Raw genomic sequence first — 13013 nt, 5'->3', positions numbered from 1 at the left:
CTCGTGGCAGTGCTCTATCTTGCAGAACATGGCACAGTTTGATCCCGACCCGCAGGTGACGGCCCTAACGCAAGGCAATGATGTGGTCGTCTTCGACGGGGTTTGCGTCCTGTGCTCCGGCTTTCTTAAGTTTATGTTAAAGCACGATAAGCGGCAGCAGTTTCGCTTCATCGTCGCGCAGTCGGATTTGGGCGAGGCGATTTATGCGCATTTGGGCCTGAAGTCTACGGATTACGACACCAATATTGTCATCGTTGACGGGCAGATTTTCACCAAGCTTGACGCTTTCGCCGCCGCCATGGGGGCGTTGGGCGGGATATGGGGTGCGGGGCGTATCGTTCGCATCCTGCCGCGCCCGATTTCGGATTTTTTGTATCACCGTATGGCCCGCAATCGCTACGCACTCTTTGGCAAAACCGAAAACTGCCTCGTCCCCACAGCAGACATAAAGGACCGATTCCTTGCCTAAGTCGGTTCTTCTTTTGGGCGCAACGGGCCTCTTTGGGGGGCATTTGGCACGGCAATTGGCAGCGCGCGATGATATTGCCCTAACCATATCCGGTCGCAGGCTTGAGACCTTAACGCCGCTTGCGGCAGAGATCGGGGCTCAGGCCTTGGCGTTTGAGCGCACCGACCCTTTTGCGGTGCAGGCAGCTTTGGACGAGCTGGCGCCGTTCGCGGTGATTGACTGCTCCGGTCCGTTTCAAGATTACGGCGATACCCCTTATGACTTCGCACGCGCGGTTGTGCGGGCGGGAGCGCATTATCTGGACATCGCGGATGGGGCGTCCTTTGTGGCTGGCATCACGGAGTTGGACGCATTGGCCAAGGAGCAGGGCGTTTGCGCGTGGTCGGGTGCCTCCACGACACCTGCGTTGTCATCGGCCATTGCGGCGGACTTGATTGACGGTCTCGACAAGGTGGAGCTGATTGAAACGACAATCGTGCCCGGCAATAAAACCCCACGTGGTCTGTCGGTGATGCAAGCCATATTGGGGCAGGTGGGCAAACCGTTCCCTCGCCAACTTGGCGGGCGGAAGGAGGTCGCATACGGTTGGGGTGATGGCACACGCGTCGCGCCACAGGTAGGGGAGGAGCGCTTGAAGCCGCGCCTTGCCTCTCTGGTGAACACGCCTGATGCGGCACTTTTTCCCAAATATTTCGGCGCAGGCAGCGTGATCGCGCGTGCAGGGCTGGAATTGGGGCTGTTCCACCGCTCCTTAAGTGTGCTTCGCTATATTGTACCAGCGCTTAAAATCACCTCTCTCACAGGTCTTTCGACACCATTGCTCAAGCTTTCCAACCAGTTTCTAAGCTTTGGCTCGGATGCAGGGGGGATGCGCGTACGGGTACAAGGGACTGTTGCTGGCGAAAGGCAGGAGCGCCTGTGGGATATGATCATCCCAGACGGTCACGGGCCCAAAACCCCAGTGCAACCTGTCGTTATCTTGCTAAATCAACTCATCGCGGGGAAGGTTGTGTCTGGAGCACGCCCCGCATTGGCTGCCTTCACACGCGCGCAAGCGGAGGCGCAACTGAGCACCATCCACGCCAAGTTTGAACGTCGTGATCGCCAGTTGACCCCAATTTTCACCCAAAGCCTAGGAGAGGATTTTAAGGAATTGCCTGCCCCTGTCCGAGACCTTCACAGCCCCGCATATGTTGCGCGGTTCTCAGGCATGGCGGACGTCAGCACCGCGACCACGTTGCTTGGTAAAATTGCCGCCCTGATTGGGCGCTTTCCGCTAAAGGGTGGGCATGTCCCTGCAAAGGTGGACATTTTGGCGGACGGTCAGTCAGAGGTCTGGACCCGCACCATGGACGAAAAGGTCTTTCGCTCCGTTCTGCGGTATGATCCCAAGCGTGGCATGACCGAACGCTTTGGGCCGCTGACCTTTGGGCTTGACCTGATCGTAAAAGATGGCGTTCTGCATTTTCCCGTCGGCAAGGGGCGCGCCTTTGGATTTATACCGATCCCCAAATTTTTGACGCCCGTTAGCAGAACCACGGAAAGCCTTGATGCGCAGGGACGGTTTCAGTTTGATGTGCGCCTAAGCCTGCCAACGGGCGGCTTGATCGTGCATTATAAAGGGTATTTGGAGCCGCAATGACGACATTCAACATCTCGACCCGTGGCCAAGGCCTGTATGAATTCACCCGCGATGTGCGGGCTTGGCTCGCAGTTCAGGGCGATGGGGACGGCTTGCTGACATTGTTCGTGCGCCACACCTCGTGCTCATTGCTGATCCAAGAGAACGCGGACCCCGAGGTGCAAACCGATCTGCGGAACTTTTTTGCGCGGTTGGTGCCGCCCACAACGGACCCTAGCATGTCCTATCTGACGCATACTTATGAAGGCCCTGACGATATGCCCGCCCATATCAAGGCGGCGATGATGCCAGTCTCATTGAGTATCCCCGTGCAGCAAGGGGAATTGGCTCTGGGCACGTGGCAGGGCATCTACCTGTTTGAGCACCGCGACCAGCCGCATCAACGTCAGGTCGTGGCGTATCTGTCTCACTAGGCTTAGGGGAAGGAATTCGCCCCTACCCAAAGTATAGGGCGCACCCTATAGTGCCTGTGGATAACTGGGGGAAAACACCCAGACAGAGGATAGAGGGAAAAAAGCGATGCGCTGTCCATTTTGCGGAAATGTAGATACTCAGGTGAAGGACTCTCGTCCTGCCGAAGACCACGTGGCGATCCGGCGTCGGCGGTTTTGCCCCTCCTGTGGTGGCCGCTTCACAACATATGAACGCGTACAGCTGCGCGATCTGGTGGTTATTAAATCTTCCGGCAAACGCGAAGACTTTGACCGTGATAAACTAGAACGCTCCATCCGCATCTCCATGCAAAAACGCCCTGTTGATCCAGAGCGTATCGATCAAATGATTTCGGGCATCGTGCGCCGTTTGGAGAGCATGGGCGAGACTGACATCCAGTCCCCAGCTATTGGTGAGATCGTGATGGAAGCCTTGGCCCGTATCGACACGGTTGCCTATGTGCGCTTTGCGTCTGTTTACAAGAACTTCCAAGCGGCTGATGACTTCGAGGACTTCGTCTCCGAGTTGCGCCCACCTATCTTGAACGACGACTAACGATATGAATAAGCCTGATGACCAGCGGTGGATGGCCTTGGCCCTGTCGCTGGGTACGCGGGGGCTGGGGCAAACTTGGCCCAACCCTGCGGTGGGTTGTGTCTTGGTTAAAGACGGCCGTCTGCTGGCACGGGGTTGGACCCAAGCGGGGGGTCGACCCCATGCTGAGCGGCACGCCTTATCTCAACTCCCAACAGGGGCCGCACGCGGGGCCACAGCCTACGTAACGCTAGAGCCGTGTTCGCACACAGGCCAAACCCCGCCATGTGCCTTGGCATTGATCGAAGCGGGGCTTGCGCGTGTGGTGGTGGCAACGGGCGACCCTGATCCGCGCGTGTCGGGCAGGGGGCTGGTGATGCTGCGAGACGCGGGCATTGAGGTGGTCGCCGACGTTTTAGCCGAGGAAGCCATATTTGCGCAGCAAGGTTTCCTGCAACGCATCAACCTTGGCCGCCCCATGTTGACCCTAAAGCTGGCCTCTTCTTTTGATGGGCGCATCGCGACCGCAACAGGGGAGAGCCAGTGGATCACCGGCCCCCAAGCCCGCCAGCAGGTACAAGCGCTACGTGCCAGCCATGACGCGGTTATGGTGGGCGGTAGCACTGCGCGCGAAGATTTGCCGTCCCTGACCTTGCGCGGAATGGGAGAGCGCCGCCAACCCGTGCGCGTGGTGGTGAGTTCGCGGCTCGATATCCCGACGCACGGTCCCTTGGCTGAAGATGACAGCGGTGCGCCGGTATGGCTGCTGCACGGCGAGGCGGCTCCACAAGACGCGCGTAAGTTCTGGACGGACCGTGGCGCTACACTGTTGCAGGTGTCTGATACGCCATCCGGGCTTGATATGGCCGAGGCGATGGGGGCCTTGGCGAAAGCTGGCTTAACCCGAGTGCTGTGCGAAGGCGGGGGCTCACTGGCCGCGTCCTTGTTGACGGCAGAAGTTGTGGATCATGTTGTGGGTTTCACCGCTGGCGTGATGCTTGGACGGGATGGGCTTCCGAGCCTTGGAGCTCTGGATTACCCATCACTGGCGGATACGCCACGCTTTGATCTGTGCGAGACCCGCCGAATTGGCGAAGACACGATGCATATCTGGCGCCGGGCCACATCCTGATCAGGTCTTCTGATCTAAAAACCCATGTATTTCAACGATCTCACAGTTCGTGAGCATGTTTTCACGCGCCCGTTATGGTATGGGCTCTAGCGAAGGCTTTATGTGCGTAAGCGAACGTAAATGCATAAGATTTACGAAAATATCGCATTGATGAACCTTTGTGCGGGCCTCATATTGATCTCAACAGACGGCAACACGCCGCCGCAGAGAAACGAAAGAGATCAAAATGAAAACTGTAATCGCAACTATCATCGCCCTGTCCGCAACTGCTCCTGCCTTCGCTCAGGTAACAGATGCCGCCTCATATTTCGCATTGGACAACAACTCCGCCGCTGAGCGTGTTGTTGGGAATACGTCCCGTGGCGACGTGTTCAGATCGCAACAAGCTGGAGCATTGGCCAACGGGTCCGCTGCCGAAAACCAGATCCAGTTTACGGCTAGCCCAGCCACTCGTGCAGATGTCGACCTGCTGTCCTTCTTCGCACTAGGCAACGACTCCGCTGCTGAGCGCCGCGTGACCCGCTAAACTTCCCCGAAAGTCTTTCCTCCCGAGACGGAAGAGGCCCTCCGCATCACGCGGGGGGCTTTCTTTATTTTAAGGTGGATTAGCTAATGAATGGCCTAATTTTACCTCCACTTTCGACATAATTTCGCCCGCGACCGCTGGCACAACTGCGTTGACTGCTAAGCGCGACGGCGGTTGTTTGAGGAGTAGTTAGTTGGCTATTTTTACGGTATTTACTTTGGAAGCGTCGGAGATCTCGATCTCGGGCGGCGCAGTGTTGTCTGGGTTCTCCCAAGGCGACGGTTCTCATCTGGTTGGCGAAACGATCACGTTGAACTCTAACGCTTGGGTTCAGGTTGATATTACCGACAACGATGCGAACTTTAACGACAGTGAAAACGGCCAAAACCTTGATGGCACAACAAGTTACGGGACGCTGTCCGGCCTGTCAGGCAACGAGCGCGTGGAAGCCGAATACACGCTGACCGTTGAAGATCCTGATGGCAACAGTTACACTATCATCGGGTTCAATATTAATGAGCCAGGCGTCACCAGCTTTTCTACCGTTGAAGGGATTGCCTTCATTGGGGAATTTCCCCCGCAAGGTGTTCTGCTCACCGTTGTTGCGGCCAGTGAAGGTCCTTCAGACTCCTCAACGCCGTATTCGGCCTATGCCACGCCGCCTTGTTTCACGTCAGGCACTATGATCGAGACCCCATCAGGTATGCGCCGTATCGAGGATATCGCCGTGGGGGACGTTGTGTGTACGCTTGATAGCGGCGCCAAACCTGTAAACTGGGTTGGTCGCACTGAATTAAGCGCGCTGGATTTGGCCGATCAACCTCGTCTACGCCCAGTGTTTATTGCCAAGGACGCCATTGCACCGGGTGAGCCGGCGCGTGATATGTTGGTCTCACCCCAACACCGCATTTTGCTTGGGGGCGTGGACGTTGAATTGATGTTTGCCCGTGATGAAGTCCTTGTTGCGGCCATTCATTTGGTGAACGGTCATAGCATTCGTCAAATCGACGGTCAGGACGGGGTCGACTATATGCATCTTGCGTTCGACCAGCATGAGGTGGTGATGTCGGACGGGCTACCTACCGAGAGCTTTTTCCCAGGTGCCACGGTGTTAAACGGGTTTGATGCTGCGGTGCGTGCTGAGTTGGAAACGCTGTTTCCAGGATGTTCTAAAGACAAAGGGTCAGAGGCTGCCCGAACATGTCTGACAGGGCGCGAAGCGCAGGTCCTACTGGCGGTAGCCTAGCCGCGGGTGAGCGCACGCATACCGGCCTCGATCCCTTGCAGAGTCATTGGCACCATCCGGTCTGCCCCGAATATTTGTTGGATCATGCCCACCGATTGCGTGTAGCGCCAAAAGCGTTCCTCCAGCGGGTTGATCCAAAGGTGGCTGCCCCATTGATCACGCGCACGTTCCAGCCAAACCTGACCGGCCTCCGCGTTCATATGCTCATTGGCGCCACCGGGGTAGGCGATCTCGTAGGGGGACATAGACGCGTCGCCGACGAAGATGCATTTGTAGTCTGGCCCGTATGTGCGCAGGACGTCATGGGTTGGGATTTGCGCGTTCCACCGGCGCGAATTGTCTTTCCAAACCCCCTCATAGAGACAGTTATGGAAGTAGAAATGCTCCATGTGTTTGAATTCGGTGCGCGCGGCGCTGAACAGCTCTTCCACGACTTTGATGTGCGGGTCCATTGAGCCGCCAACATCCAAGAACAGCAGCACTTTGACGGCGTTGCGCCGCTCTGGGCGGGTTTTCACGTCGAGGTAGCCGTTCTCGGCGGTGGCTTGGATGGTGCCGTTTAGGTCCAACTCGTCCGCCGCACCATCGCGGGCCCATTTGCGCAGGCGTTTTAGGGCGACTTTGATGTTGCGCGTGCCCAGCTCGATCGTGTCGTCGAGGTTGCGGAACTCGCGTTTGTCCCAGACCTTCACCGCGCGTTGGTGACGGGATTGATCTTGCCCGATGCGGATGCCTTCAGGGTTGTAGCCATATGCGCCAAAGGGGGAGGTGCCAGCGGTGCCCACCCATTTGTTGCCTCCTTGGTGGCGGCCTTTTTGTTCTTCGAGCCGCTTCTTGAGCGTCTCCATCAACTTGTCGAACCCGCCCAAGGCTTCGATCTCGGCGCGCTCTTCTTCCGACAGGTGCTTCTCTGCCATCTTGCGCAGCCACTCTTCGGGCAGATCCATCGCCTCCACCACATCGTTAGCAGTGATCTGTTCAAGGCCTTGGAATGTATGCGCAAAAGCGCGGTCAAAGCGGTCCAGATGTCGCTCGTCCTTCACCATGATGGTGCGAGCGAGGTAATAAAACCCGTCGATGTCATAGGTGACAAGATCGGCCTGCATGCCCTCAAGGAAGGCCAGATATTCGCGTAAACTTACGGGGACGCTGGCCTTCCGTAGGTTGTCGAAAAAGGGCAGGAACATTTAGGCCCCAGCGGCTGCACGGGCCAGATAGATGGCGACAAATAGGCCCAAAAGCCCGAAGATGATGGCGAAACCGCCGCCATATTGCGCCATGTCGAGGCGGTTACCGCCTTTGCGTTTGGCCACAACCGCTCCCAAGAGAGCGCCGAAAACCATACCGATTAGAGGGGCCATTAGTGCCTAGCTCCGTACCCGGCGGGGGGCCAATGCTTTGATCTCATTCAACCGCGCCCGCACATTTTTCTCTGAGCCAAAGCCATAGCGGCCCCAACCCAAGCTGTCGAGCCTTACGCGGCGTGCCTCATCGTCGCGGCCAACGGCTTGAAGCGCCTCGGCTTTGATCATTAAGAGCGTCGCTAATAGGGCGGCGTTGGAAGAATTTCGTGCGGCTGGAATGCCTTCGTCTGTAAGGCGAATTGCCACGTCGACTTGACCCGATGATAGCGCAAATGCCGCCATCTGGGTGTTTACATGTGCAGCATGAACGGAGGCGCCATATAGCCGTTTGTAGATATTGCCCGACTGCATAAAGGCGGCAATTGCGGTCTCTGGTTTGGATGCCAAGGACACGCGCCCTTGCACGAACAAGGAAAACGCGAGGCGATTGTCAGTCCAACCTTGGGACTTGGCGATACTCACAGCTTGCGCGGCCTTCAGGACACGATTGGATTGCGGCGTGCGCAGGGCCAGAGCGGTCGTAATCGCGTCATTCCATTGCTTCGGAGTGCGATTGGCGCCGGTTTTAGCGGCACGATTGCCACGTGGGTTCAAACTGCTCAGCAAACCGGGCAATACGCGTGCTGTCTGCCCACGGGTCATGCCGTTTCTGAGCTGCGGCGAGTAGTAGGCCCGCAGGATCAGCATATCGAAACCGGTCAGAACCGTGTGGAAGTTATCATCGTTGAAGATACTGTCAGGCAAGCGGTAAAGGTCGTTTAGTGGACCCAAGGCTTGCGAAATTTCCTCGTGCAAACAATCGCGTACCTCTTGCGGGGACACATCGTTTGGAATGATTACCGTGGCCTTGGTGCGGTTGGAAAGACGTGTCCAATCGGTTGTGCCATTGCCGCGGTTGCGCTTGAATTCGGACCAACCAGAAACATTGGGAACTACAAAGCAAGCGGCTTGGGGCACGGCTTTTTGGAGTGTTTTGCGTGGAATTGCTTCGACCACGATCTGCGGAGCTTCGCCAGATTGGGCGCGCGAGATGTTGATGCCAGCCTCGGACCGCAATCGCGATAGCAGGCGCGCAAGATCGCCCTCTAGTGACGCGGGAGCATCTCCTTGAACCGAAACTTTGATGGGGCCTTCAAACTTTGTAAGCCAAGGAAGCGGGCGGCCGCTTTCCATCTGGAACGTAAGATCAAGAAAATCCTGAGCAATTTGTGAATTTGGCCGGTTCACACCACCACCACGTTGCGTGGCGAATGTCTTCATTGGTGGCAGGGACGTGGCTACGGGAGCATTACGGCCAGGAACCTCATTTTTAGTAGAGGGAACACAGGCAGCCATAAGGCAAACAACAGGTAGAATTAAACAGCGCATCACAGCGTTATACCTACGTTTTTCAATTCTAGTGCGAAAAATCTGCGAAGTAATGCGATCGTGGCACGGGGGACACAATTTATCTCAGGATAACCTATTGATGCCATATAGCATTCAATGGATTTGGCCTGTTTTGGTCGTACTGGTCGTGTGTTCACGGTGTTGTCCCGCCCATTGCTCGATTTACGGCCTATTAACCGATGTATTGGGGCGTGAATTTGTGGCGAATTGGGCAATTTGCGGGCGATTGTTTCTAAAAACCGGTTCCTCAACGCTGCCCGCGCGCCAGAAAGGCCAAACGCTCAAACAGGTGAACATCTTGCTCGTTCTTAAGAAGTGCACCGTGAAGGCGAGGGAGGGCGGACGCGCCGTTGGCTTTCAGGTCCTCTGCGCTGAGGTCTTCGGCCAACAACAGCTTCAGCCAATCCAGCACCTCAGAGGTAGACGGCTTTTTCTTCAACCCGTTGGTTTCACGCACTTCATAGAACTGGGTGAGGGCCGCAGTTAGCAATGCAGGCTTCAGGCCGGGGAAGTGGACTTCGACGATTGCCCGCATTGTGTCGAGGTCTGGAAAGCGAATGTAGTGAAAGAAGCATCGACGCAAGAACGCGTCAGGCAGCTCTTTCTCGTTGTTAGAGGTGATGATCACGATAGGCCGCTGTCGTGCCTTCACCGTCTCCCCCGTCTCGTAGACGTGGAACTCCATGCGGTCGAGCTCTTGAAGCAGGTCATTGGGAAACTCGATGTCAGCCTTGTCGATCTCGTCGATCAGCAGAACGCACTTGTCGTCGCGGGAAAACGCCTGCCAGAGCTTTCCGCGTTTGATGTAGTTAGCGACGTCATGAACTTTTTCATCACCAAGCTGGCTGTCGCGCAGGCGGGACACGGCGTCATACTCGTAAAGGCCTTGTTGCGCCTTAGTGGTCGACTTGATGTGCCATTCGATCATCTCCAGACCAAGGGCAGAGGAAACCTGTCGCGCAAGCTCTGTTTTGCCGGTTCCAGGCTCTCCTTTAACCAACAAGGGGCGCTCTAACGTCACGGCAGCATTGACGGCGACGGTTAAGTCGTCGGTGGCCACATAGCTGTCTGTCCCAGTGAACTTAAGCGGGCGGGTTTGAGTGTGTGTAGAATCCATATGCAAAACAAGCCTCTGTGGCGCGGAGTTGACTGATCAAAAATTGATCACGTTAGGTACTTTTAACCCTCCTTATCTGCGTGACAAGGGGGGGAGCTTGAGGTACGAGGACGCAGGGAAAATTGAGGCGTGGACGCGTGTTTGAGTCGGACTTGAATATCTGCCTACGTAAATTAGTGAGGGAAATGGTATGAAAGCCGAAGTATTTCTACCCGACGATTATCGCCCGGCTGAGGACGAGCCGTTCATGAACGAGCGCCAGACCGAGTACTTCCGTCGTAAACTTCTGGACTGGAAATCATCCATCATGGATGAAAGTGCCCAGACCATCGAAGGTATGAAGGATGGCACCCGCAACATTCCGGATGTCGCGGACCGAGCGTCTGAAGAAACCGACATGGCTTTGGAACTGCGGACGCGTGACCGTGAACGCAAGCTGATCTCTAAGATCGACGCAGCGTTGCGCCGAATTGATGAAGGTGAGTACGGATATTGTGATGAGACCGGCGAGCCGATTTCGTTGAAACGTCTGGATGCACGCCCTGTGGCGACAATGAGCCTTGAGGCGCAAGAGCGCCACGAGCGCCGCGAAAAGGTCCACCGCGATACCTAAGAGAATTTGAGTATCGGTTCAGAATCTAAGCCGCTAGTGCAGGGATGCGCTGGCGGCTTTTTTGTTTCGCGAAGCGGGACTAGGCCGCGAGTTCAACCCAAACCGGTACGTGATCTGACGGTTTTTCGCGGCCTCGGTACTCCTTGTCGATTTGGCAATCTTGAAGCAAATCCGCTGCCTGTGGCGTGAGCAACAGGTGGTCAATGCGAATACCGTCATTCTTGTTCCATGCGCCCGCTTGGTAATCCCAGAAGCTGTATTGCTCGGGCGCGGGGTTGCGGCTGCGGAAGGCTTCAGTGAAGCCAAGGTTCAGAATGCGGCGGTATGCGGCGCGGCTTTCAGGGTAGAACAATGCGTCCTCGCGCCAAGCGTCGGGGCGGGCGGCGTCGACGGATTGTGGGATGATATTGTAGTCACCAGCCATCATCGCGGGCATCTCATCTGCCATGAGTTGCCGGGCGCGGGCGTACATGCGCTCCATCCAAGCGAGTTTGTAATCGTACTTTGGGCCTGGGCGGGGGTTGCCATTTGGAAGGTACAACCCACACAGGCGTAGGGCTTGGTGCTCGCCAACGACTGTGGCCTCGATCCAGCGAGCTTGCTCATCGGTGTCATCGCCGGGCAGGCCACGGGTGACGTCTTCAAGTGGGAGCTTTGAAAGAATAGCCACCCCGTTGAAGCTTTTCATACCGTGGGTCTCAACGTTGTAGCCCATGTCCTCAAAATGCTCGCGGGGGAAGTTTTCATCGACGGATTTGATTTCTTGTAGCAAGGCGACATCGGGATGTGCCTCGTTCAGCCAGTCGGTCAGCGCGTTGATGCGGGCTTTAATTCCGTTGATGTTGAACGTGGCTATTTTCATGATGCGGCCCCTTTGTTTGCACAAGGTATCAATCATGCTGTGCGCGGGGGCAAGGGCGACAGAGGGCATTGGCGCCAGTGCGGTTGTTCAGAAAATAAGCACGGGTCGGAAAGTCTCGTCACTTTTGCATCATCAGTCGAAGTTTTCCCCGCTGTAGGGCCGTTGATAGCGCAATATAAAGAAGACGGAATCAGTGACAGCACTCAAGGATGACATGATGTTCAAATTTCTTTTTAGAGGCCGCGGGAAAGACGCTGTCGTGGAAACTCAACGCCAAAGCTTCGAGCGTATTGTATCTGAGCTGAACGCAGCGATCGACGGATTGCCGGTTAAGCCGCGCGTCACTTTGGACCCTGCGACGGGCCATGTGGGCTTGCAGCTTCCAGAGCAAATGCCGGATGAAGCTTTGGCACTGCCCGCACCTGAGGAAAAGGATGCCGCGGTGGAGGATGTCGACACGAACACAGAAGATAAAGCGCTAGAAAACGACGTGCCGGAGGAGTTAACTCCGGAAGCATTGTCGGAAGAAGCGCAAAAGAAAGTCGCCTGAACTTTAAGGTGAAGGCGATACTTAAACGGCTACGCTAGGGTGCACCGGCGTGGCCGTTTTTGTGTGAATTTGGACCACCGGTGTCTTAAAAGGTGCCCGAAATTAACAATTCTGGGCCGTAATCGTGCCCGAATTATTAAGCAAATGTATCGCCAACCGAACGAAAGGTGGACGATATGAAACGCTTAATACCCCTCGCAGTAGCGGCCTCATTGGCGCTTGTTGGTGCCGTGAACGCCAAGACCGTGACATATGTTGAGACCGTAACGCGCGCCGATGGCTCTTTGCTGATTACGAAAACGACAGTGGTTCTTCCGACCAAAGCTGTCGTGACGCAAGCATCCCTTAAGAAGTCATTGCTGCGTTCCAATTTTCGGTAAGTAGCGGAAACGCATAGCCTTTCCGCCTTGCTTAGTGGCGAAAAGGACACAGTGATCAAACTGATTCGGGGCGCAGTGACAAATTAGCGCCCCATTTCCACGTCGATTTTCTACACTCATGAAATAACAAATAAAAAAACAAAACTGCATGAGGCAGACAATGAGAGTAGTAATGGTACTGGGCGCTTTGTTCGCGCTGACAGCCTGTGGAGTCCCCGAATCCGATGATGTGCAAGCGTCTCGCGGGGCCATTCAAGGGTTGTACTTTATCCCGTTTGAACCAGAAATTCTGGACAATTCACCCGCGTGGGAAGCCGCGCTGGAGGAATATAAACGCGAGTTTTAATTCATACTGGGATAGCAAAAACCAAAAGGGCGCGCCAAAAGCAGCGCCCTTTTTGCTGTCTGCTACATTGAGAACGAGGTCCCGCAGCCGCACGAAGACGTCGCGTTGGGGTTCTCAATGATAAAGCGTGCGCCAATCAGCTCTTCGGAAAAATCGATCACAGCATTGGTCAAAAAGGGCAGGGAGACGGAATCCACAACAACCGTCTCGCCGTCTTTTGACAGCACCAAGTCATCGTCAGCCGGAGTGTCCAGTTTGATGTCGTATTGAAAGCCGGAGCAGCCGCCGCCATCTACCGCCACACGCAACGCCTGACCTTGGTCGGAGGCTCCGATTTCAGCGAGCCGTTCAAACGCGCGGTCGGTCACTTTTGGGGGCAGATTCAATTCCATCGCTCACATCCTTCATGAG

Annotated in this window: 17 protein-coding genes; 11 read left to right on the top strand and 6 right to left on the bottom strand. The window is 55.8% G+C overall.

What is annotated here, in order from left to right; all coding sequences use genetic code 11:
- The first annotated feature begins 28 nt into the window (after positions 1–28).
- The 7 genes from ABJN86_RS11855 to ABJN86_RS11825 all read left to right on the top strand — a co-directional run bounded on the left by ABJN86_RS11855 (position 29) and on the right by ABJN86_RS11825 (position 5981).
- Positions 29–469 (top strand): DCC1-like thiol-disulfide oxidoreductase family protein, encoded by a 441-nt coding sequence (locus ABJN86_RS11855; RefSeq protein ID WP_348367360.1) that lies wholly within the window; start codon positions 29–31, stop codon positions 467–469.
- The gene (locus tag ABJN86_RS11850; RefSeq protein WP_348367358.1) at positions 462–2111 is read left to right on the top strand and encodes a DUF4166 domain-containing protein; all 1650 of its coding nucleotides are present in this window, start codon (positions 462–464) and stop codon (positions 2109–2111) included. The genes ABJN86_RS11855 and ABJN86_RS11850 overlap by 8 nt, the downstream gene beginning before the upstream one ends.
- A complete protein-coding gene (locus tag ABJN86_RS11845) occupies positions 2108–2524 on the top strand; it encodes a secondary thiamine-phosphate synthase enzyme YjbQ (protein WP_348367357.1) in 417 nt (138 codons plus the stop codon). The genes ABJN86_RS11850 and ABJN86_RS11845 overlap by 4 nt, the downstream gene beginning before the upstream one ends.
- A gap of 106 nt (positions 2525–2630) precedes the next feature.
- Positions 2631–3098, top strand: coding sequence for a transcriptional regulator NrdR (gene nrdR, locus ABJN86_RS11840; protein ID WP_348367355.1), 468 nt, complete (start codon positions 2631–2633; stop codon positions 3096–3098).
- Positions 3099–3102: 4 nt separating this feature from the next.
- Positions 3103–4209: a bifunctional diaminohydroxyphosphoribosylaminopyrimidine deaminase/5-amino-6-(5-phosphoribosylamino)uracil reductase RibD gene (ribD, locus tag ABJN86_RS11835; protein ID WP_348367353.1), complete on the top strand. Its 1107-nt coding sequence runs from the start codon at positions 3103–3105 to the stop codon at positions 4207–4209.
- A gap of 226 nt (positions 4210–4435) precedes the next feature.
- Positions 4436–4735, top strand: a complete 300-nt coding sequence (locus ABJN86_RS11830; protein ID WP_348367351.1) for a hypothetical protein — start codon at positions 4436–4438, stop codon at positions 4733–4735.
- 193 nt (positions 4736–4928) lie between these two features.
- A complete protein-coding gene (locus tag ABJN86_RS11825) occupies positions 4929–5981 on the top strand; it encodes a Hint domain-containing protein (RefSeq protein WP_348367350.1) in 1053 nt (350 codons plus the stop codon).
- Here ABJN86_RS11825 and ABJN86_RS11820 read toward each other — a convergent pair.
- From ABJN86_RS11820 to ABJN86_RS11805, 4 genes are all read right to left on the bottom strand, one after another.
- Positions 5978–7168 (bottom strand): VWA domain-containing protein, encoded by a 1191-nt coding sequence (locus tag ABJN86_RS11820; RefSeq protein ID WP_348367348.1) that lies wholly within the window; start codon positions 7166–7168, stop codon positions 5978–5980. The two genes, ABJN86_RS11825 and ABJN86_RS11820, sit on opposite strands and share 4 nt — an antisense overlap.
- Positions 7169–7342, bottom strand: coding sequence for a hypothetical protein (locus ABJN86_RS11815; protein ID WP_348367347.1), 174 nt, complete (start codon positions 7340–7342; stop codon positions 7169–7171).
- A 6-nt stretch (positions 7343–7348) separates the two neighbouring features.
- Positions 7349–8605: a DUF2927 domain-containing protein gene (locus ABJN86_RS11810; protein ID WP_348367345.1), complete on the bottom strand. Its 1257-nt coding sequence runs from the start codon at positions 8603–8605 to the stop codon at positions 7349–7351.
- Between the two features lie 376 nt (positions 8606–8981).
- On the bottom strand, positions 8982–9851 hold the full coding sequence (locus tag ABJN86_RS11805; protein ID WP_348367344.1) for a MoxR family ATPase: 870 nt from the start codon (positions 9849–9851) through the stop codon (positions 8982–8984).
- A 190-nt stretch (positions 9852–10041) separates the two neighbouring features.
- Here ABJN86_RS11805 and dksA point away from each other — a divergent pair, with 190 nt between their 5' ends.
- Positions 10042–10464 carry an RNA polymerase-binding protein DksA gene (dksA, locus tag ABJN86_RS11800; protein ID WP_348367342.1) on the top strand — a complete coding sequence of 141 codons (423 nt, stop codon included), beginning with the start codon at positions 10042–10044 and terminating at the stop codon, positions 10462–10464.
- Positions 10465–10543: 79 nt separating this feature from the next.
- On the opposite strand, the gene xth is transcribed toward dksA, so the two are convergent.
- Positions 10544–11326 carry an exodeoxyribonuclease III gene (gene xth / locus ABJN86_RS11795; protein ID WP_348367340.1) on the bottom strand — a complete coding sequence of 261 codons (783 nt, stop codon included), beginning with the start codon at positions 11324–11326 and terminating at the stop codon, positions 10544–10546.
- Positions 11327–11543: 217 nt separating this feature from the next.
- Between xth and ABJN86_RS11790 the strand changes: the two genes are divergently transcribed.
- The 3 genes from ABJN86_RS11790 to ABJN86_RS11780 all read left to right on the top strand — a co-directional run bounded on the left by ABJN86_RS11790 (position 11544) and on the right by ABJN86_RS11780 (position 12602).
- Complete coding sequence (locus ABJN86_RS11790; protein WP_348367338.1) at positions 11544–11876, top strand: hypothetical protein; 333 nt, start codon at positions 11544–11546, stop codon at positions 11874–11876.
- A 176-nt stretch (positions 11877–12052) separates the two neighbouring features.
- Positions 12053–12256: a hypothetical protein gene (locus ABJN86_RS11785; RefSeq protein ID WP_348367336.1), complete on the top strand. Its 204-nt coding sequence runs from the start codon at positions 12053–12055 to the stop codon at positions 12254–12256.
- Between the two features lie 160 nt (positions 12257–12416).
- Positions 12417–12602 carry a hypothetical protein gene (locus tag ABJN86_RS11780; protein WP_348367334.1) on the top strand — a complete coding sequence of 62 codons (186 nt, stop codon included), beginning with the start codon at positions 12417–12419 and terminating at the stop codon, positions 12600–12602.
- A 62-nt stretch (positions 12603–12664) separates the two neighbouring features.
- On the opposite strand, the gene ABJN86_RS11775 is transcribed toward ABJN86_RS11780, so the two are convergent.
- The gene (locus ABJN86_RS11775; RefSeq protein ID WP_348367672.1) at positions 12665–12988 is read right to left on the bottom strand and encodes an iron-sulfur cluster assembly accessory protein; all 324 of its coding nucleotides are present in this window, start codon (positions 12986–12988) and stop codon (positions 12665–12667) included.
- Between the last annotated feature and the right edge of the window lie 25 nt (positions 12989–13013).

Origin of the sequence: Litoreibacter sp. (genome assembly GCF_039974535.1) — a bacterium.
GTDB lineage: Bacteria > Pseudomonadota > Alphaproteobacteria > Rhodobacterales > Rhodobacteraceae > Litoreibacter.
The sequence above is the reverse complement of the archived record's forward strand: the minus strand, read 5'-3'. Positions and strand labels throughout refer to the sequence as shown.

Bases quoted from the DNA above. Each gene is read 5' to 3' on its own strand.
- ABJN86_RS11785 (WP_348367336.1), top strand. From the start codon at position 12,053: ATGAAACGCTTAATACCCCTCGCAGTAGCGGCCTCATTGGCGCTTGTT.
- ABJN86_RS11790 (WP_348367338.1), top strand. From the start codon at position 11,544: ATGTTCAAATTTCTTTTTAGAGGCCGCGGGAAAGACGCTGTCGTGGAA.
- dksA (WP_348367342.1), top strand. From the start codon at position 10,042: ATGAAAGCCGAAGTATTTCTACCCGACGATTATCGCCCGGCTGAGGAC.
- ABJN86_RS11810 (WP_348367345.1), bottom strand. From the start codon at position 8,605: ATGAAGACATTCGCCACGCAACGTGGTGGTGGTGTGAACCGGCCAAAT.
- ABJN86_RS11820 (WP_348367348.1), bottom strand. From the start codon at position 7,168: ATGTTCCTGCCCTTTTTCGACAACCTACGGAAGGCCAGCGTCCCCGTA.
- ABJN86_RS11815 (WP_348367347.1), bottom strand. From the start codon at position 7,342: ATGGCCCCTCTAATCGGTATGGTTTTCGGCGCTCTCTTGGGAGCGGTT.
- xth (WP_348367340.1), bottom strand. From the start codon at position 11,326: ATGAAAATAGCCACGTTCAACATCAACGGAATTAAAGCCCGCATCAAC.
- nrdR (WP_348367355.1), top strand. From the start codon at position 2,631: ATGCGCTGTCCATTTTGCGGAAATGTAGATACTCAGGTGAAGGACTCT.
- ABJN86_RS11855 (WP_348367360.1), top strand. From the start codon at position 29: ATGGCACAGTTTGATCCCGACCCGCAGGTGACGGCCCTAACGCAAGGC.
- ABJN86_RS11805 (WP_348367344.1), bottom strand. From the start codon at position 9,851: ATGGATTCTACACACACTCAAACCCGCCCGCTTAAGTTCACTGGGACA.
- ABJN86_RS11780 (WP_348367334.1), top strand. From the start codon at position 12,417: ATGAGAGTAGTAATGGTACTGGGCGCTTTGTTCGCGCTGACAGCCTGT.
- ABJN86_RS11830 (WP_348367351.1), top strand. From the start codon at position 4,436: ATGAAAACTGTAATCGCAACTATCATCGCCCTGTCCGCAACTGCTCCT.
- ABJN86_RS11845 (WP_348367357.1), top strand. From the start codon at position 2,108: ATGACGACATTCAACATCTCGACCCGTGGCCAAGGCCTGTATGAATTC.
- ribD (WP_348367353.1), top strand. From the start codon at position 3,103: ATGAATAAGCCTGATGACCAGCGGTGGATGGCCTTGGCCCTGTCGCTG.